Raw genomic sequence first — 18,733 nt, 5'->3', positions numbered from 1 at the left:
CGCGGAGGTGTCATTACCCATGGTTCCTATTCTGCTCGTACTGCTTCTGGCCCTGATCCTCTTCGGCGCGGGCTTCGCGCTGGAGGTGCTGTGGTGGATCGCTGTCGCGGTCCTGGTGATCTGGCTGCTCGGCTTCCTGCTGCGCAGCACCTCGCCCGCCGGAAAGAGGGCGCGCTGGTACCGCTGGTAGAGGGGGGACGGAGTACACGGTGAGGCCACCCCTTGCGGACCGAGGCTGTCCGCAAGGGGTGGCACGCTCCCCGGCATGTCGGGACATCGGCACGGCTGCTGCGTCTGCTGCCACTCCAGCAGACCCCACGTGACTGGTCCGGGGCCGGACTGACCGACCGGCTCGGTGTCACACCGTGCACCGTCCGCAGGGACGTGGACCGGCTGTTCGGCCTCGACTTCGAAGTGCGTGCTCCGGGGGCGCTGTTCCCGCAGGTCGAGGCGTTGCGCGACCGGCCGGACCGGGCGCTGGGGCAGAGCTGGCCCCGCACTTCCCGCTGTTCCCTCCCTCCGGCCAAGTGACGTGAAATACACGTGCAGTCACTGTGGCCGATTCCTCCGCGGCCTTCGCCGTACGGGAGTTCGCGGCCTCGTTGTTCACCGGTCCCGGCCGTCGGAGTCCGGATTCCGTGCTCCGGACGCGGGGTTCGACAGGGAAGGCGGAACAACGAATTACGGTGCGTGCCGGGGTTTCTGACGGCCCGTCCCGTCCCGAATTCCCCGTCGAGTTTCCGGCCTCTTCCGGTGCCGGATTCCCGGCCGCCACAGAAGCCACGTACGAGTGAAGCGGCGTGGGCGGAGGTGGACGCGGACCGCTGTGACAAGAGTGTGACGAGGTGACGATACGAGCCGGACTTCCGGCTGTACGGTGGCTGTCATGGCACCGGAATCCGCAGCCCAGGACACCCCCCAGGACGAGCCGGAGAGCTATGTCGGGCTCTCCTCGCAGGCCGCCGAGGAGCGCGCCCGCGCGCGCGGCTGGACCACTGTGCGGTCGCTCGCACCCGACGCGATCATCACCATGGAGTATCTGAGCGGGCGCCTGAACTTCGCCGTCGACAAGGACACGGGAACGGTCGTGCGCTGCTGGCCCGGCTGATCCGTCCGGTCTTCGGCCGGACCACGTCCCTCATCTGTGCGGCCCCGGCGCCTACGACAAAGGCGCCGGGGCCGCACACATGAGGGAACGCATGAGAGAGCGGCCCTGGAGATGACCCGCCCGCGTTCCCCGTCCGTCGCTTCGCCGGGCCTCCCGCCGGCTCACTTCTCCCGCGGCCCGAGAGGCGCTGTACGCGGCTGTGAGCGGTCCGCGTAGGGCCGCCGGGGGCCCGCGGGTGCCTGCGGGCCCACAGGCGCGCGTTCCGGGCGCAGCGGGTTCTGACGCCCCGGCGCGTGGTGCAGCCGGGCCGCCCCGACACCGCTCCCGGTGGGGGCCGCGGGCGCGCGGCTCCCCACCACCCGTGTCTCACCGTGGAGCGGTTCCTCCCCGGCGGTCATCTCCTCGGCCGGAAGGCTCCTGCCGGACGGCAGCAGCGGCTGCCGGGTGACGGGCGAGAGGGGCGACGGCGCCAGGCCGGGGATCTTCGCGGGGCTCACACGGTCACGCCAGAGGAGGATGCGCGCCTCGGCCGTGGCCAGAGCGGGCTCCGCCCAGGGCAGCGCGAGGAGGATGAGCAGCCCCGCGGCCCAGCCCAGCAGCACGTCGCTCACCCAGTGCGTACCGAGGTAGACCGTGGTCGCGCCGACTCCCAGGGCGAAGAAGGCCGCGACCACCGACAGCACCCGGCGGGCGCGCGGCGTCGTGGCGAGATAGGCCAGGATGCCCCAGGTCACCACGGCGTTGGCCGTGTGGCCGGAAGGGAATATATCGCCGCCGGCGAAGAGTTCGGCCGATCCGACGGAGGTCGCGTAGTGCGGGCCGAGCCGGCCGAGCCCGATCTTCACCGCGCCGACAGTGACGTTGAGGGCCAGCAGCGCGGTGCCGAGCACCAGCAGCGGGCGCAGCGTCCGCTGCCGCCAGGAGCGCCAGCCCAGCCAGGCGGCCACCAGCACGGCGGTGGGCCCGCGTTGGCCCAGCACGACGAAGTAGTCCAGGAACGCGTGCACTTCCGGCCACTGCTTGTAGGGCCGGAAGAGCATGAGCTGCCAGTCGAGCCGTACCAGATCTGTGCGAACCAGCACGGCGATGACAATCACCGCGTAGAGCCCCGAAGTAGCGCCGAACAACAGCTTCCGGGTTCGGCTCATCCGCGGGGTGTCGCGGTTGCTCGGTCGCTCGGGCTCTTGTTCCAGCCGGGCGAGCAGTCGGTCGATACGCACCCAATCGACGTTACAACGGCTGTGAGAGATGGCCGTGCACGTCAGGGCGTTCGTGATGACGATGTGATGTGGAGTGCGTCTCACCGGGGTGTTTGTATGCCTGAATTCCCGCAGCTTATCCGGGGTTTACGTGCCGCATTCCGGATGGCGTTCACTGACATCCGGTGCGCTCGTTCGCCGAATTTCCGTTCACCGCCGGTTGGCGGGGAATTCTGCCCCGCTTTTCCATCCGGGTTCCCTTCCCGCGTGCGCCAGTTGGCGAACGGCGGGCTGCGCAGGACACACAGGGGCGGCACACCGGGACGCCTCGGCGTGGCCTGCCGCTCCGTGAGGTGCGCCACGTGATCGCCTGGCAGACTCGCGTACCCTGACGGCCACTCGCCCTTCCGCTCCGGGCCGTGCGGCGTTCCGTCCCCCCTCGCCGTGCGTGCCGACTGCCGCCTTCCCGGAGCGCCCCCACCGTGCCGAGGGGCGAGCGGGAGAGGAGGTGTGCATGTCCGGGACGACTCCGGCCGGAGCGAGCGATACGGCAGCGGAGGCCCCCGAGCACAGGGCAGACCCCTCAGCCGGCGGTTCCGCGCCCCCGGTCAACAGGTGGACCGTGCTCGTCGTCCTGTGCGCCAGCCTGCTGCTGGTCGCCGTGGACGCCACGGTGCTGCACGTCGCGGTGCCCGCCGTCTCCGAGGAGTTGCGGCCCGGCTCCGTCGAACTGCTGTGGATCGTCGACGCCTATCCGCTCGCGTGCGCCTCCCTGCTCATCCTCTTCGGAACGCTCGGTGACCGGGTCGGACGCCGGCGTGTCCTGCTCTTCGGCTACGCGCTCTTCGCCGTCGCATCAGGCCTGGCCGCGTACGCGGAGACCCCCGGCGTGCTGATAGCGGCGCGCGCCCTTCTGGGGGTCGGCGGGGCGATGATCATGCCCGCGACGCTGTCGATCCTGCGTCACGTCTTCCCCGACCGCCGTGAGCGGGCGCTGGCCGTCGGCATCTGGAGCGCGGTCGCGGCGGTCGGTGCCGGTGTGGGGCCGCTCGTCGGCGGGGCGCTGCTGGAGCACTTCTGGTGGGGTTCGGTCTTCCTGGTCAACATTCCGCTGATGGCCGCGGGCCTCCTCGTCGGCCGCTGGCTGCTCCCGGAGTCGACGGGGAGCAGGGAAGGCCCCTGGGACATCCTCGGCGCGGTCATGGCCGCGGGCGGACTCCTCGGGCTCATCCTCGGCATCAAGCACGCGGGCGGCGCGGACCCGGTCTCGCCCGGCACGGCTGTGCCGCTGTTCGCCGGCGGGGTGCTGCTCGCCTTCTTCGTGCGGAGGCAGCGGCGCCGCACGTACCCGCTCATCGACGTCCGCACCGTCGCCCGCCGGGCCTTCGGCACCGCGGTGGGCTGCATCGTGCTCACCGTGCTGGCCCTGGTCGGTCTGGCGCTGATCGCCGCGCAGTATCTCCAGCTCGTGCTCGGCCTCTCCCCGCTGCAGACCGGGTTGCGGCTGCTGCCGCTCTCCCTGGCGGCCGTCGCCGCCGGGCTGGCCGGTTCGCGGCTGCTGCGGCTGCTGGGCCCGCGGACCATGGTCGCACTGGGCTTCGCACTCACCGCGGTCGCCGTGCTGCTGCTGACCGGCGTCGGTCAGGAGGACCGGCCCGCACTGCTCGTCGGAGGATTCGTGCTGCTGGGCTTCGGCCTGGAGACCACGCTCTTCGGCTGCTACGAGTCCATGCTCAGCGAGGCGCCCCCCTCCAGGTCCGGAGGCGCCGCGGCGATCGGCGAGACCGCGTACCAGCTGGGAGCCGGCATGGGCATCGCCGTGCTCGGCAGTGTGATGAACGCGGCCTATGCGCCGGGGGTCCGTGACGTGCCCGGCGTCCCGGCCGCCGCGAGGGACGGCGCGGGACACTCGCTGGGCGAGGCGTACGGCATCGCCGCCCGGCTGGAGGGCCCCGCGGGCGACGCGCTGCGTTCGGCCGCGCGCGGCGCCTTCGTGCACGGCATGCACGTCACCCTGATCGTCAGCGCCTCCCTGCTGCTGCTCGGCGCACTAGCGGCACTCAGGCTGCCGCGCACCATGGACACGGCACGGGACGAGGCCGGTGAACAGGGCGATGCCGCGGGCGAGGTCCCCGCAGGGCAGGCGTCCCCCGCGGGAGAGCCCGCGCCGTGCCTCACCTCGCCATCGAAGGTGCCCGCGCGGCAGGAAGCCGGGGATCAGGGCGAACGCGGTGCCGCGCGCAGCGGGGTGCCGCGGCAGGCGGATCGGAAGCGCGAGACGTCCTCGGCCGCCGCGCCGGCCGACGCGTCGGCGTAGCGGGACGGGCGGGGTGGCCTGGGGCCGCCCGGAGAGCGACACGGACGGCACACCCGTGACGGTGACTCGCCGGCAGAAGTCCCGGTCGGCTCCGGCTCCGGCTCCCCGCTCCGCGACCGTTGCGACCGCGCCGCCCTGATCACATGAGACGCCGGGCAGCAGCCCGGGAGCGCCGGGGAGCGCCGGGGAGGAGAACCCGCATCGTGCGCCTCGCACACGATGGCGCCGCCATGACCCGCGCCCGGCCGCGCCCGTACCCCGCCGGCCGTCTGCCGTAGCTGTGCGCCTGCCCGCGCGGGCAGGAAGCACCGGGGAAGAGGCGTCGGGTCCGTACGGGGTCTGCGCAGATCCCGTACGGGGACCTGCCGGAGAAGATCCTCCCGGACGCGGGGGACCGCCGCATGAGGAGCGCTGTCGCTTCGCGGGGAGGGGTTCGTCCGCTGCGGACGACGAAGGGCAAGGAGCATTCCCACTCCTTGCCACTCTCAACGTATAGCGCACTGGGGGCCTTGCGGCAAGACCCGGGTCGTGCCGCAGAATCGCCCACCGAGGCCAGAACCTGCGGAAACGGGGGCTTTGTCGAATGTGTGGGGTTTTGACCGGTGTGCGGGCCGCGCGGAGACGTCGGAACGCGGGTGGTGCCACCGGAAGAGGACTCCGCGCGGCGGACCGCCCTGCCGCGCGCGACGGCCGTGAGCGACCCCGAATCGGAGCGATGACGTGAACCCGCAGACCACCAGTGTGTTCGACCTTCCCGACCGCCTCTCACCCAAGGCCGACCCGGCGCTGATCGCCGGTGACCAGCAGCACTTCGCAACCGTCGCGGAAAGTCTCCAGCAGGCGATCGCCGAGTTGACCGACCGCCTCGACGCCGAGCGCAGGGCACCCGGCGGCCTCGGCCGGGAGGCGATGGACCGGGACGCGGAGATCCACCGGCTGACCGCCCGCCTGCGCGCCCTGCGCCGCTTCGGCCTGGACCTGTGCCTCGGACACATCGTCGGCACGGACGACCCCGAACCGGTGTACGTCGGACGGCTCGGCCTCACCGACAGCGAGGGCCGCCGGCTGCTGCTGGACTGGCGCTCCCCGGCGGCCGAGCCCTTCTTCGCCGCGACCCACGCAAACCCGATGGGCCTGGCCAGCCGCCGCAGATACCGCTGGACCCGTGGCCGGATCAGCGACTACTGGGACGAGGTGTTCACCGCTGAGGGGCTCGAAGGGCACGCCGCGCTCGACGACCAGTCCGCCTTCATCGCGAGCCTGGGCAGCAGCCGGTCGTCCCGGATGCGGGACGTGCTCGCCACCATCCAGTCCGACCAGGACGCCGTCATCCGCGCGGGATCGGGCGGCACTCTCGTCGTCGACGGCGGTCCGGGCACGGGGAAGACCGTCGTCGCCCTGCACCGCTCCGCGTACCTCCTCTACGCCGACCCCCGGCTCGGCCGCCGCCGGGGCGGCGTGCTGTTCGTCGGTCCGCACCGGCCCTACCTGGCCTACGTCGCCGACGTCCTGCCCAGCCTCGGGGAGGAGGGCGTGCAGATCTGCACGCTGCGGGACCTCGTCGCCGAGGGAGCCGGAGCAGTGGCGGAGACCGACCCGCGCGTGGCGCTTCTGAAGTCGTCCGCGGACCTGGTGAAGGCGGTCGATCCGGCCGTCGCCATCTATGAGGAGCCGCCCACCGAGGCGATGACCGTCTCGACCCCCTGGTCCGACATCCGGCTGAGTGCCGAGGACTGGGCAGCGGCGTTCGACGCAGTGGAACCGGGCACTCCGCACAACGAGGCGCGCGAGCAGATCAGGGAGGAGCTGCTGACGATCCTGCTGGACAAGGACGGCAGCGACGCCCCGCCCGATCTGCTGCGCAGATCGCTGCTGCGGGACACGGAGCTGATGAGGACCCTCAACCGCGCCTGGCCCGTGATCGAGGCGGGTGACCTCGTCTCGGATCTGTGGTCGGTCCCCGCCTATCTGCGCAAGTGCGCTCCCGGTCTCGGCCCCGAGGACGTACGGAGGCTGCAGCGCAAGGACGCCCGGGCCTGGACGGTCTCCGACCTGCCGCTGCTCGACGCGGCACGGCAGCGGCTCGGCGACCCGGAGGCGTCACGGCGCAAGCACCGGCACGACGCCGCTGTCGCCGCCGAACGGGCGCGCAGGGCCGACGTCATCGACGGTCTGCTGGAGGCCGACGACGACGGCGAGGGCGCGGTGACCATGCTGCGGGGACAGGATCTGCAGGACAGCCTGATCGACGAGTCCGCACTGCCGGGCGCCGAACCCGACCTGCTGGCGGGCCCGTTCGCGCACATCGTCGTGGACGAGGCCCAGGAACTGACCGACGCGGAGTGGCAGATGCTGCTGCTGCGCTGCCCGTCCCGGAGCTTCACCGTCGTCGGGGACCGTGCCCAGGCCAGGCGCGGGTTCACCGAGTCGTGGCAGGAACGTCTTGAGCGGGTCGGCCTGGACCGGGTCGGCGTGGCCTCGCTGAGCATCAACTACCGCACGCCGAAAGAGGTCATGGCGGAGGCGGAGCCGGGTATCCGGGCCGTGCTCCCGGACGCCAACGTGCCGGTCTCCGTCCGCGGCAGCGGCGACCCCGTCGTGCACGGATCCGCCGCGGACCTGAACTCGCTCCTCGAGACCTGGCTCGCCGCGCACACCGACGGGATCGCCTGCGTCATCGGCGAACCCGGCTTCCGGGCGACGTCCCGCGTGCGGTCGCTGACGCCGGAGCTTTCGAAGGGGCTGGAGTTCGACCTGGTCGTCCTCGTCGACCCGGAGGCGTTCGGAGAGGGCGTCGAAGGCGCTGTCGACCGCTATGTCGCGATGACCCGGGCGACCCGGCGGCTCGTCGTCCTGACGAGCTCCTGACGAGTTCCTGACGCCGCCGGACGAACGTCGGCCCGGGCCGGAGGAGGAGCGGAAGCACCGGGCGCGGACGTGGGGTGGACGTGACGGAGGCAGGGCAGGCGCGGCGGACGTGGGGCCGGTGTCCGGCGGACCACGGGGACCACGGGGACCGCGGTGACGGACTTGCCCGTTCCCGCCCCCTGAACCGGCCCCGTCTCAGCTCTGGTTGAAGAAGCCTCCTTCGGCGCGGCGGTCCTGGCCTCCGACGATCTTGTAGTCGTCGGGGGTCAGCAGGAACACCCGCGTCGCCACCCGTTCGATGGAACCGCGCAGCCCGAAGGTGAGACCCGCGGCGAAGTCCACGACCCGCTTGGCGTCCGCCGACTCCATCGTGGTGAGGTTGATGATGACGGGGACTCCCTCGCGGAAGAGCTCGCCGATGCCGCGCGCGTCGCGGAATCCGTCCGGTGTGACCGTCGCGATGCGGGTGCCCTGGTCCTGTGCCGCCTCGGCCGTCACCCGGACTCTCGGGTCGGTGACCCAGGGTTCGCGGGCGGCGTCCCCGGGCTCCGGCCCCTCGGCGTAGTCGTCGTCGTAGTAACGCATTTCGCTGTCATCGACGAGGCCCAGCCAGGCACTCGCCTTGCGCACCGATCCCATGGACGCCTCCTCTCCTCTAACGCGGTCGTCCGCAGTGACGTCCAGCGGCTCCGCAACGGGTCCGCATCCCTATCGTCGTCCATGATGCGGATGTTGCGCCAAGCGGATACCTGCCCAGAACGGGATTCGTGACGTTACTGGTGCAGAACACGTGGCGCTCGGTCAGGAATTGGCGGGGGCCCGCTCGGTGACGGAGTGCAGGTCGCCACGTCCCCGCGGGGCGGTTCGGCGGTGCGGCAGGGGTGCGGGCTGCCCCGCGACCATGGTGGCCTGCTGCCAGGGTGATGCCGCGGCGCGACGCGTACGAAACACTGTGCGAGGGGTCAACGGTGAGGCGGTGAAGCGGTGTTCGAAGCCGTGTGCGCTCGCGGGCGGGTCGCCGGTCCCACGGACGGAGACGCGAGCCCGGCCGGTCCGCCCCCGGGTGACGTTTTTCGGTGAAGCTGCGCTCCGGCTCGGAGAGCTGTGGAGCGCGGGGTCATGTCCTGCGCGGCGGCCCGCTGTTGGAAGCACGACCGGTGGCGGCGCCGCTCCCGCCTCCCGCCGGTCCTGCCGGACGGTGGCCGGTTCGCGCTCCCGTGCCCCGCGGGGCGGGTCCGGCAGGGGCGGCTGAGCCTGTGCCACAAGTGCGGTTGCGGATGCGGTGAATGCCCTTCATGGGTGCGGCGATTGCTTGCCGCAATTGCGCCGGGCGCCTCGGGAATTCAGCCGTCGAAGCAGCCGGATGCATATGCGGAATTACCTTCCGGCCCACTCGCGACAACCCCGGCCGAAATCCATTGGCTGAGGGGTCAATTGGTGGACAGAACAGGACAAGTCCGCTTCTTGTGCCAGTTGGGGCGATGACTGTGACCTGTCACGCGGCGTGTTCAGACGAAACATCGACGGTTCTGTGAATTCGTGTGTAGCGTCGAGCTGCGACGGGGCCAGATTTTCCTCGGTCGAGGCGAACTTGGCCTTGTGTGACAAGCGTCATTCTCGTAATACTCGGCAGTACGAGTTGGCATGGACGCGATTCCTTCGGGCAACGAAGGCTGTGTCCGTACTTCCTCCGGGGCTGTCCCCCCAAGACCCGGGCGGCCCCAACCCCCCACTGGAGGTTCTTGAGTTGAGCGAAAAGAAGCACATAACGAAGCGGCGGATGGCCATCGCGGGCGCGGGTGTCGCGGCCCTGGTCGCCGGGTCGCTGACCTGGACGAGCGCCAACGCGGCGGAGGAGTCGACACCGAGCGTGAAGACCCTCTCCAGCGCGTCGGCTTCGAAGCTCGCCTCGAAGCTCACGGCTGACGTCAAGGGTGACGCCGGGTCGTACTACGACGCCAAGGCCAAGAAGCTGGTCGTCAACGTCACCGACCAGGACGCCAAGCAGCAGGTCGAGGCCGCCGGTGCCGAGGCCAAGGTCGTCCAGCACACGATGGGCCAGCTGAACTCCGTCAAGAAGACCCTCACCGAGGAGGGCATGGTCGGCACCTCCCGCGCCGTGGACGTGAAGTCCAACACGGTCGTGGTCACCGCCGACAAGACGGTCAAGGGCGCGAAGCTCGCCAAGCTGAAGAAGCAGGTCGAGTCCGAGGGCAGCAAGGTCGAACTGAAGCGCTCCTCGGGCGAGTTCACCACCAAGATCGCCGGTGGTGACGCCATCCACGGTGACGGCGGACGCTGCTCCCTCGGGTTCAACGTGACACTCGACGGACAGCCGGCCTTCCTCACGGCGGGCCACTGCTCCACCGCCATCGCCCAGTGGTCGGAGACCGAGGGCGGCGAGGTCATCGCCGAGAGCGGTGACGGCGAGTTCCCGGGTGCCGACTACGGCATCGCCACCTACACCGGCGAGACCGACGCCCCGAGCGAGGTCAACCTCTACGACGGCAGCACGCAGGAGATCACTGCGGCGGCCGAGGCAGAGGTCGGCCAGCAGGTCACCCGCAGCGGCAGCACCACGCAGGTTCACGAGGGCACCGTTCAGGCCCTGGACGCCTCCGTCACCTACCCGGAGGGCACCGTCAACGGCCTGATCCAGACCGACGTCTGCGCCGAGCCCGGCGACAGCGGCGGCTCCCTCTTCGCCGGCGACCAGGCGCTGGGTATGACCTCGGGCGGCAGCGGTGACTGCTCCTCCGGTGGCGAGACCTTCTTCCAGCCCGTCACCACGGCCCTCGAGGCCACCGGTGCCGAGCTTCCCTGAAGAAGCGCCGCACACCGCAGTGTGATGTCGCACTGATCTCGCACTGAGCACTGTCGCAGTACACGGCGGAACCCCCGGGCATTGCCCGGGGGTTCCGTCTTTTGCGCATCCGGCGGCGTCAGGGGTGCCCGGCACGCCCGTCGGTGCCGGTGTTCATTCGGCGGCGACCAGCTCCGCGATCTGTACGGCGTTCAGCGCCGCCCCCTTGCGCAGGTTGTCGTTGGTGAGGAAGAGCGCGAGGCCGTGCTCCACGGTCTCGTCGCCGCGGATGCGGCCGACGTAGCTCGCGTCCTTGCCCGCCGCCTGGAGCGGGGTGGGGATGTCGGAGAGCTCGACGCCCGGAGCGGCCGAGAGCAGCTCGCGGGCCCGTCCGGGGGTGAGTTCGCGCTCGAAGCGGGCGTTGACCTGGAGCGAGTGGCCGGTGAAGACCGGCACGCGCACGCAGGTGCCCGAGACCTTCAGGCCGGGGATGCCGAGGATCTTGCGGCTCTCGTTGCGGAGCTTCTGCTCCTCGTCGGTCTCCTCCAGGCCGTCGTCGACGATCGAGCCCGCCATCGGCAGCACGTTGAAGGCGATCGGACGCTCGTACTTCTCCGGCTGCGGGAAGTCCACCGCCTCGCCGTCGAAGGTCAGCCGGGTCGCGTCGCTCCCGACGGCCTTGCGCGCCTGCTCGTCGAGCTCGGCGACGCCGGCCAGGCCGCTGCCGGAGACCGCCTGGTAGGAGGCGACGACCAGCCCGGTCAGCCCGGCCTCCTCGTGCAGCGGACGCAGCACGGGCATGGCGGCCATGGTGGTGCAGTTCGGGTTGGCGATGATGCCCTTCGGGCGCTGCCTGGCGGCGTCCGGGTTCACCTCGGAGACGACCAGCGGCACGTCCGGGTCGAGCCGCCAGGCGGAGGAGTTGTCGATCACGACCGGGCCCTGGGCGGCGACCTTCTCCGCGAGGGCCTTGGAGGTCGAACCGCCGGCGGAGAAGAGGACGACGTCCAGCCCGGAGTAGTCGGCCGTGGTCGCGTCCTCGACGGTGATCCCGCCGCCCTGCCAGTCGAGGGTGCGCCCGGCGGAACGGGCGGAGGCGAACAGCCGCAGCTCGTCGACGGGGAGTTTCCGCTCGGCCAGAATCTCCCGCATCACACTGCCGACCTGGCCGGTGGCTCCGACGATCCCGATCCTCATGGGGCTCCTTCTGTGAGTTCCTGTGTGCGTGTGGGTCCGTGTCGTCCCGTTCTGCGGTGTGCGTACGGGATCGGCGCTGGCTCTCCTACCCTGCCCTGCCGCCTCTACGACCGGCCACTTCTTTGACATCGGTCACACGGGGTGAGGGGATCACCGGCTGACGACGGCGCGCCGGCCGCAGGTGTGCTTCGGCGGCACCGCCGGGCCGGTGTGCACCTGGCTCGAACACCCTCTGCGGGCCCGTGATTTCGGGCTCGCGGGCTGTCCGGACGGGGGTGTGCACCCGTGGTGAGCTGCGGAGAGGCGCCGGAAAGTCGTTCGAACGAAAGTTCGAGAGCTGGTCTATGGTGGGGGTCGGACCGGGGCAAGCAGAGGTGCGAGTGCGGCGGGAGGTGCGTGCGATGCCGGGATTCGTGCACCTGCACGTCGCCTCCGGGTTCTCCCTGCGGTACGGAGCCTCGCACCCCGAGACGCTGGCCGAGCGCGCCGCCGAACGCGGGATGGACGCCGTCGCGCTCACCGACCGGGACACCCTCGCCGGTGCGGTGCGCTTCGCCAGGGCGAGCGCGGGCGCCGGAGTGCGGCCGGTCTACGGAGCGGAGCTGGCCGTGGCGGAGCGGCCGGAGGGGCACAGCGCCGTACGGCGGCGGCGTACCCCCGTCAAGGGAGGTGCCTTTGTCGACGAGTCCGCACAGCGGGTCGTCTTCCTCGCCGGGCAGGGAGCCACGGGCTGGGACCGGCTGTGCCGGACGGTCAGCGCCGCACACGCCGGCGGGGGCGAGCGTCCACGGCTGGAGTGGGCGGACCTGGCGGCTCTGGGAGGCGCGTCGGAGGGTGCGCTGACCGTCCTGCTCGGCCCCGCATCCGACGTCGGCCGTTCACTCGCCGCCGGGCGCCCCGACCGTGCGGCACGGCAGCTGGACGGCTGGCGCGAGATCTTCGGCACGGCGCTGCGGCTGGAGGTCACCGGCCACGTACCGCTGCGGGAGTCCGCGCGGATGCTGGGGCTCGCAGCCGAGCAGAGGGTCAGCCCCGTACTGACCAACGCGGTGCGCTACGCCGACCCCAGCCAGGGGCCGGTCGCGGACGTACTGGACTCGGCGCGCCTGCTGGTCCCGGTCGATCCGCGCAGGGGACTGGACGGAGGGGAGCGCTGGCTGAAGGGGCCGGAGGCCATGGCGGAGGCCGCGCTGCGCGTCGCGGAAGCCGCGGGGTACCGGCGGGGGACCGCGCACCGGCTGCTGACGCTGACGGAGGAGACCGCCGGTGCCTGCCGTGTCGACCCCGAGGACGACATCGGCATCGGACGGGTGCACTTCCCGGAGCCGTGGCTGGTCGGGGCGGGTACCGGCGTCCGCGGCGCGGGCCGGGGCGCGGGCGGAAGGAGCGCCGAGCACGTGCTCCGCTCGCGCTGCGCGGCCGGGATGGTCGCACGGCGGTACGAGGGGCAGCGGGAACGCTGGGACCGGCTCGAACACGAACTGCGGATCATCGAGGGGCTCGGCTTCTCCTCCTACTTCCTCACCGTCGCCCAGGTCGTGCAGGACGCGCGGGCGATGGGCGTACGGGTCGCGGCACGCGGCTCGGGTGCCGGGTCGCTGGTCAACCACCTGCTGGGTATCGCACACGCCGACCCGGTCGAGCACGGCCTGCTCATGGAACGCTTCCTCTCGCCGCGCCGCGCGGCTCTCCCGGACATCGACATCGATGTGGAGTCCGCCCGGCGGCTGGAGGTCTACCGCGCGGTCTTCGACCGCTTCGGCGAGGAGCGCGTCGCCGCCGTCGCCATGCCGGAGACCTACCGGGTGCGGCACGCCATCCGGGACGTGGGCGCGGCGCTGAGCATGGACCCCGCCGAGACCGACCGGCTCGCCAAGTCGTTCCCCCACATCCGGGCGCGTGACGCGCGCGCGGCACTCGGTGAACTCCCCGAACTGCGCGGTGTGGAAGCCGAACGGTACGGGCCCCGCTTCTGGGACCTGGTCGAGTCGCTGGACGCGCTGCCGCGCGGGGTCGCCATGCACCCGTGCGGTGTGCTGCTGTCGGACTCCTCGCTCCGCGCCCGTACGCCTGTCGTGCCCACAAGCGGCGAGGTGCCCCACAGTTCTCCGGGCGAGGGGGGTTCCCCCATCCCGATGTCCCAGTTCGACAAGGACGACGTGGAGGAGCTGGGGCTGCTCAAGCTGGATGTGCTGGGGGTGCGGATGCAGTCCGCGATGGCGCACGCGGTGGCCGAGGTCGAGCGGGCCTCCGGCGGTGGGGGCGCCCCCGCCTCGGGCAGGGAGAGGGTCGTGCTGGAGGAGGTGCCGGAGGGCGATCCGCGGACCTATGAGCTGATCCGCTCCGCGGAGACGCTCGGCTGCTTCCAGATCGAGTCGCCCGGCCAGCGCGACCTGGTCGGGCGGCTGCAGCCGGAGAGCTTCCACCATCTCGTCGTCGACATCTCGCTGTTCCGGCCGGGGCCGGTCGCCGCCGACATGGTGCGGCCGTTCATCGAGGCGCGGCACGGGCGGCGGCCGGCCAGCTATCCGCACCCGGACCTGGAGCCCGCGCTGCGGGAGACGTACGGCGTCGTGGTCTTCCACGAGCAGATCATCGAGATCCTGTCGGTCATGACCGGCTGCGGCCGTGCGATGGCCGACGAGGCGCGTCGTGCGCTCTCGGACGAGGCGCGGCAGGGCAGGGTGCGGGCCTGGTTCGCGCAGGAGGCGTCGCGGCGCGGGTACGAGGCCGGGGCCGTCGAGCGCACCTGGGAGATCGTGGAGGCGTTCGGGTCCTACGGGTTCTGCAAGGCGCACGCCGTGGCCTTCGCCGTACCCACCTATCAGTCGGCGTGGCTGAAGGCCCACCATCCGGCCGCGTTCTACGCGGGAGTGCTGGAGCACGATCCGGGGATGTACCCGAAGAGGCTGCTGCTGGCGGACGCGCGCCGGCGCGGGGTGCCGGTGCTGCCGCTGGATGTGAACCGGTCGTCCGTCGCCTATCGGATCGAACTGGTGTCTGATTTCAAGGGTGTTGAGGGACCCGGCCGGAGCCGGTGGGGTGTGCGTCTCGCCCTCTCCGAGGTGCAGGGCATCAGCGAGGGCGACGCGGAGCGGATCGCCGCCGGGCAGCCCTACGACTCGCTGGCCGACCTGTGGCGCCGGGCGCGGCCGTCCCGTCCCGTCGCCGAAAGACTCGCGCAGGTGGGGGCACTGGACGCCTTCGCGCCCCACGGCAACCGGCGCGACCTGCTGCTGCACATCGCCGAACTGCACCGGCAGCAGCGGGGGGCCGCCGGGGCCCGTGAGGGTCAGCTGGCACTCGGCGAGGCCGCCGTGCCCGAACCCGCCGGGCTGCCCGATCTCGACGCGGACGAACGGCTGGGCGCCGAACTCGGTGTTCTCGGCATGGACGCCTCGCGGCACCTCATGGACGACCACACCGCGTTCCTGCGGGAGTTGGGCGTGCACCCGGCGCATGGCCTGCGCGAGGCCCGGCACGGCGACACGGTCCTGGTCGCGGGCGCCAAGGCCGCCACCCAGACCCCGCCGATCCGGTCCGGGCGGCGCGTCATCTTCGCCACCCTCGACGACGGGACCGGGCTGGTCGACCTCGCCTTCTTCGACGACAGCCACGCGGCCTGCGCGCACACCGTCTTCCACTCCTGGCTGCTGCTGGTGCGGGGTGTGGTCCAGCGGCGCGGACCGCGCAGCCTCAGCGTGGTGGGAGCGGCCGCGTGGGACCTGGCCGAACTGGCCGAACTGCGCCGCACCGGCGGTCTGGACGCGGTCGCCGCGCGGCTGGCGGAACCTCCCGGGCGGCGGGACCAGGGGGCGGGACCGGTCTCCCGCTCCGGAGGGACCTCCGAAGAGGGGGCCGGAGAAGGATCCCAAGAGGGCTCCGGAGAGGGAGCCGGAGAGCGCACGGTCCGGGTGGCGAAGGGGTACGAGATGCACCCCTGGGCCGATCTGCGTCCGCCCGGCGATTCCGCCGGCTCCCCGAAGGCCCTCCGCAAACTGTGGCATTCCAGCCCGGGGAGCGCGGGATGACCGGGGCCGCCGCACGTCCCGGACTCCACGTGCTGTACGTGCGCTTCGAGAACCACGGGGAGGCGGACCACCCGGAATTCCCCCGGCTCCCCGAATTTCCCGAACTCCCCGAATTCCCGGAGCTCCTGGGCCTTCTCGCCGGCTTCACCCCCGTCGTACAGGCCCTCCCGCCCGACGCCGCGCTCGCCGACGTACGGGGCGCGCTGCGCTACTTCGACCGCGACGCCCCCGCCCTGGCCCGGCTCGTCCGCCTCCGCGCCCTGGCCCTGTACGGCACCGACTGCACCGTCGGCGTCGCCGTCAACCCGCTTCTGGCACGGATGGCCGCGCAGGCCGGTCCGCGCGGCACGGTCCGCGTGGTGCGCCCCGAGGAGACCGCGGAGTTCCTCGCCCGCCGGCCTGTCGCGTCCCTGCACGGCGTCGGCCCGGCGACCGCCCGCACACTGTGCGCGTACGGCCTGGACAGCGTCGGCCGTGTCGCGGACGCGGCACCCGCCACCCTGCAGCGGGTGCTCGGAGCGAAGACGGGACGCCGCATCCATGAGCGTGCCCGCGGTATCGACCCGGCCCCCGTCGTCCCCAGCGCCCCCGCACGCTCTGTCAGTTCGGAGTACCGCTTCGACCGGGACGAACTCGACACCGTCCGGCGCCGCCGCGCGCTGCTGACCCTCGCGGACGAACTGGGCTTCCGTATGCGTACGGAGGGGCAGGCCGCCCGCGCGCTGAGTCTCACCGTCCGCTACGCCGACCGCTCCACCACCGTCCGTACCCGCACGCTCGCCGAACCCTCGGCGCACACACCGGCGTTGACCGCCGCCGCCTACGCACTGCACGACGCGCTCGGACTGCAGCGGGCCCGGGTGCGCGCGGTGTCCCTGCGTGCGGAGGAGCTGATGCCCGCCGAAATGGCGGCCCGGCAGCTCTCCTTGGATCCCCGTGAGGAGAAGGCCAGACGCGCCGAGGCGGCGGCGGACCGGGCGCGGCTTCGGTTCGGTGCCGCGGCGGCGCACCCCGCGGCGCTCTCCGGGAGAGAACCGGAGGGGGCGCGGGCGTCCGGCGGGCCCTCCGGCGGCGGGCCCTCCGGCGGCGGGTTCTCCGACGCGGCATAGGCGGGTCGGGGTCCCGGACGCGGCATGGGCGGGTGCGGGACCGGGGACTCCCGCCCCGGGCCTCCCAGCGCCGCGTCCGGGCCGCGCCTCGACCGGTTCAGTCTGTGGGCCGGTCCCCGGCTGCCCTGGCCCGGGCAGCGGCGACACGCTGCCGGGACGCCTCGTACAGCACGGCCGTCGCGGCGCCGGCCGCGTTGAGCGAACTGGCCGACCCCGCCATCGGAATGCGCACCGTGCGGTCGCACAGCCCGCGCCACGCCGTGCTCAGTCCCGCGGTCTCGTTCCCGACGAGCAGCAGTACGGGCCCGGTCAGATCGGAGTCGAAGAGGTCGGCCTCGCCGGTCTCGTCCGTACCGACCACGGTGATCCGCGGCCCGTGTGCTCTCCGCTCCTCCAGCCAGTGCAGGACCTCGCGGTGGGAGGGGACCCGGACGGCGGGCAGCGCGAACAGTGAACCTGTGCTGGCCCGCACCGACTTGGGGTCGTAGACGTCGGCGGCGTGCCCGGTGACGATCAGCCCGTCCGCGCCGAAGGCGTCCGCGGAGCGGATGACCGTGCCGATGTTCCCGGGGCTGGTGGGCCGGTCGAAGAGCACGCCGAGGAAGTCGCCGCCCCCGCCGATGCGGGAGAGGTCGTCCGGGGGCATCTCCAGCACCGCGATCACCTCGGGTGCGTTCTCGCTCTTTCCGCCCAGTTCGGCGAGGAGCCGCGGGTCCATCGCGACGCGCTCCGCACGGGTCTCGCGCAGAAGGTCCTCCGCCCAGCGCGACAGGGGCCGGGCGGTCGAGTGGATCAACGTCCGTACGGGCCAGCCGCGTTCCAGGGCGACGGTGATGGGACGGACCCCCTGTACGAGGAACTCCCGTGCCCGCAGGCGCTTGTTCCGGTTGGTCAGCAGCGACTGCCACTGCTGGAAACGGGCGTTGCGGGAGGTGATCCGCACAGCCACCGGTCTTCCTCCCGCCCATGATCCGTTCTCGGGTTGCTGCCGCGGCAGCCTACACGGCGGAGGCGGTCACAGAATCTTCACAAGCACGCTTATGGCCCCGCCATGTTACCCCTGCGTAAATTGACATGGCTTCATCAATGTGGCCCAGGTCACCCCCCATGAGGAAAACGCCCACCTCACCCCCACGAGGAGCGTTCGTCTCACCCCCATGAGGAGACGACAGTGAAAATCTCCTGGAAACATCCCCACGGGACGGCAGCCGCTGCGGCGGCGGTCGCGATCGTCATGGCACTCCCCCTCACGGCCGCCGGGGCTTCCGCGGCGGAACCCTCCTCCACCCCCGCCACGAAGGCGGCTCCGGAACCGAAGGCCGCTGAGGGCGGCTGGAACGACTACGACTGCAAGCCCTCGGCCGGACACCCGCGCCCCGTCGTGCTCGTGCACGGCACGGGCGGCAACGCGGTCGACAACTGGCTCGGCCTGGCCCCGTACCTGAAGAACCGCGGATACTGCGTCTTCTCCCTCGACTACGGCCAGTACAACGGCATTCCGCTCGTCTACGGCCTCGGCCCCATAGAGGACTCGGCCGACCAGCTCGACGCGTACGTCGACAAGGTGCTGGAGGCCACCGGTACCGGCGAGGTCGACATCGTCGGCCACTCGCAGGGCGGCATGATGCCCCGCTACTACCTCAAGTTCCTCGACGGAGCGGAGAAGGTGAACGCTCTCGTCGGCATCGCCCCCAGCAACCACGGCACCACCCTGAGCGGGCTCACCAAGCTCGTCGATCTGATCCCGCCCGTCGGCGACGTCATCGAGGACCTCGGTCCTTCGCTGATGCAGCAGAAAGAGGGCTCGGAGTTCATCAACCGCCTCAACGAGGGAGGCGACACCGTTCCCGGCGTCCGGTACACCGTGATCGCGACCAAGTACGACCAGATCGTGACGCCCTACAAGACGCAGTTCCTGGAGGGGCCCGACGTCAACAACGTCGTGGTGCAGGATCTGTGCCCCGCCGACATCTCCGAACACCTCGCCATCGGGCTCTTCGACAGGGTGGCCTTCCACGAGACGGCCAACGCCCTCGATCCCGCCAACGCGACCCCGACCACCTGCACTTCCTAGTGCAGTGAGGGCACTGGTGCCCCTCCC

12 protein-coding genes and 1 pseudogene are annotated in these 18,733 nt (G+C 71.8%); 9 read left to right on the top strand and 4 right to left on the bottom strand.

Annotation, left to right across the window (positions count from 1 at the left end; translation table 11 throughout):
* The first annotated feature begins 19 nt into the window (after window positions 1-19).
* The 3 genes and pseudogenes from H343_RS0118525 (at window position 20) to H343_RS0118515 (ending at window position 1,108) form a co-directional block, all read left to right on the top strand.
* Complete coding sequence (locus H343_RS0118525; protein WP_028432371.1) at window positions 20-190, top strand: hypothetical protein; 171 nt, start codon at window positions 20-22, stop codon at window positions 188-190.
* 32 nt (window positions 191-222) lie between these two features.
* Window positions 223-429, top strand: a pseudogene (locus H343_RS34320) (hypothetical protein); the annotation flags it as partial.
* A gap of 457 nt (window positions 430-886) precedes the next feature.
* Window positions 887-1,108 carry an I78 family peptidase inhibitor gene (locus H343_RS0118515; protein WP_028432369.1) on the top strand — a complete coding sequence of 74 codons (222 nt, stop codon included), beginning with the start codon at window positions 887-889 and terminating at the stop codon, window positions 1,106-1,108.
* A 161-nt stretch (window positions 1,109-1,269) separates the two neighbouring features.
* Here the strand turns inward: H343_RS0118515 and H343_RS0118510 are convergent, their stop codons facing one another.
* Window positions 1,270-2,328, bottom strand: a complete 1,059-nt coding sequence (locus H343_RS0118510) for a phosphatase PAP2 family protein (protein ID WP_028432368.1) — start codon at window positions 2,326-2,328, stop codon at window positions 1,270-1,272.
* Window positions 2,329-2,821: 493 nt separating this feature from the next.
* On the opposite strand from H343_RS0118510, the gene H343_RS31440 reads away from it, so the two are divergent.
* Together H343_RS31440 and helR are read left to right on the top strand one after the other, a co-directional pair.
* Window positions 2,822-4,624: an MFS transporter gene (locus tag H343_RS31440; RefSeq protein ID WP_051265495.1), complete on the top strand. Its 1,803-nt coding sequence runs from the start codon at window positions 2,822-2,824 to the stop codon at window positions 4,622-4,624.
* A gap of 720 nt (window positions 4,625-5,344) precedes the next feature.
* Entirely contained in the window at window positions 5,345-7,492 is a 2,148-nt protein-coding gene (gene helR / locus H343_RS0118500) for an RNA polymerase recycling motor ATPase HelR (protein ID WP_028432367.1), read from the top strand.
* Between the two features lie 195 nt (window positions 7,493-7,687).
* Here helR and H343_RS0118495 read toward each other — a convergent pair whose 3' ends face one another.
* Window positions 7,688-8,131 carry a cell division protein SepF gene (locus H343_RS0118495; RefSeq protein ID WP_028432366.1) on the bottom strand — a complete coding sequence of 148 codons (444 nt, stop codon included), beginning with the start codon at window positions 8,129-8,131 and terminating at the stop codon, window positions 7,688-7,690.
* Between the two features lie 1,141 nt (window positions 8,132-9,272).
* Between H343_RS0118495 and H343_RS0118490 the strand changes: the two genes are divergently transcribed.
* Window positions 9,273-10,316 (top strand): alpha-lytic protease prodomain-containing protein, encoded by a 1,044-nt coding sequence (locus H343_RS0118490; protein ID WP_028432365.1) that lies wholly within the window; start codon window positions 9,273-9,275, stop codon window positions 10,314-10,316.
* 153 nt (window positions 10,317-10,469) lie between these two features.
* On the opposite strand, the gene H343_RS0118485 is transcribed toward H343_RS0118490, so the two are convergent.
* Window positions 10,470-11,492 (bottom strand): aspartate-semialdehyde dehydrogenase, encoded by a 1,023-nt coding sequence (locus H343_RS0118485; protein ID WP_028432364.1) that lies wholly within the window; start codon window positions 11,490-11,492, stop codon window positions 10,470-10,472.
* 401 nt (window positions 11,493-11,893) lie between these two features.
* On the opposite strand from H343_RS0118485, the gene H343_RS0118480 reads away from it, so the two are divergent.
* Both H343_RS0118480 and H343_RS31435 read left to right on the top strand, forming a co-directional pair.
* Window positions 11,894-15,523 (top strand): DNA polymerase III subunit alpha, encoded by a 3,630-nt coding sequence (locus H343_RS0118480; protein WP_028432363.1) that lies wholly within the window; start codon window positions 11,894-11,896, stop codon window positions 15,521-15,523.
* Window positions 15,520-16,632 (top strand): DinB/UmuC family translesion DNA polymerase, encoded by a 1,113-nt coding sequence (locus H343_RS31435; protein ID WP_078505850.1) that lies wholly within the window; start codon window positions 15,520-15,522, stop codon window positions 16,630-16,632. Before H343_RS0118480 ends, H343_RS31435 begins: the two co-directional genes overlap by 4 nt.
* A 97-nt stretch (window positions 16,633-16,729) precedes the next feature.
* Here H343_RS31435 and H343_RS0118470 read toward each other — a convergent pair whose 3' ends face one another.
* Entirely contained in the window at window positions 16,730-17,581 is an 852-nt protein-coding gene (locus tag H343_RS0118470) for an RNA methyltransferase (RefSeq protein WP_028432362.1), read from the bottom strand.
* 285 nt (window positions 17,582-17,866) lie between these two features.
* On the opposite strand from H343_RS0118470, the gene H343_RS0118465 reads away from it, so the two are divergent.
* A complete protein-coding gene (locus tag H343_RS0118465; RefSeq protein WP_078505863.1) occupies window positions 17,867-18,706 on the top strand; it encodes an alpha/beta fold hydrolase in 840 nt (279 codons plus the stop codon).
* The last annotated feature ends 27 nt before the right edge of the window (window positions 18,707-18,733 follow it).

The organism is Streptomyces sp. TAA204 (assembly GCF_000424965.1).
Note: the sequence above shows the minus strand (reverse complement) of the source record. Positions and strands in the feature narration are given on the sequence as shown.

What these genes read in the sequence shown, in the direction of transcription:
- H343_RS0118515 (WP_028432369.1), top strand. Translation starts at nt 887, where the DNA reads ATGGCACCGGAATCCGCAGCCCAGGACACCCCCCAGGACGAGCCGGAG.
- H343_RS0118490 (WP_028432365.1), top strand. Translation starts at nt 9,273, where the DNA reads ATGGCCATCGCGGGCGCGGGTGTCGCGGCCCTGGTCGCCGGGTCGCTG.
- H343_RS0118495 (WP_028432366.1), bottom strand. Translation starts at nt 8,131, where the DNA reads ATGGGATCGGTGCGCAAGGCGAGTGCCTGGCTGGGCCTCGTCGATGAC.
- H343_RS31440 (WP_051265495.1), top strand. Translation starts at nt 2,822, where the DNA reads ATGTCCGGGACGACTCCGGCCGGAGCGAGCGATACGGCAGCGGAGGCC.
- H343_RS0118485 (WP_028432364.1), bottom strand. Translation starts at nt 11,492, where the DNA reads ATGAGGATCGGGATCGTCGGAGCCACCGGCCAGGTCGGCAGTGTGATG.
- H343_RS0118480 (WP_028432363.1), top strand. Translation starts at nt 11,894, where the DNA reads ATGCCGGGATTCGTGCACCTGCACGTCGCCTCCGGGTTCTCCCTGCGG.
- H343_RS0118465 (WP_078505863.1), top strand. Translation starts at nt 17,867, where the DNA reads ATGGCACTCCCCCTCACGGCCGCCGGGGCTTCCGCGGCGGAACCCTCC.
- H343_RS0118525 (WP_028432371.1), top strand. Translation starts at nt 20, where the DNA reads ATGGTTCCTATTCTGCTCGTACTGCTTCTGGCCCTGATCCTCTTCGGC.
- H343_RS31435 (WP_078505850.1), top strand. Translation starts at nt 15,520, where the DNA reads ATGACCGGGGCCGCCGCACGTCCCGGACTCCACGTGCTGTACGTGCGC.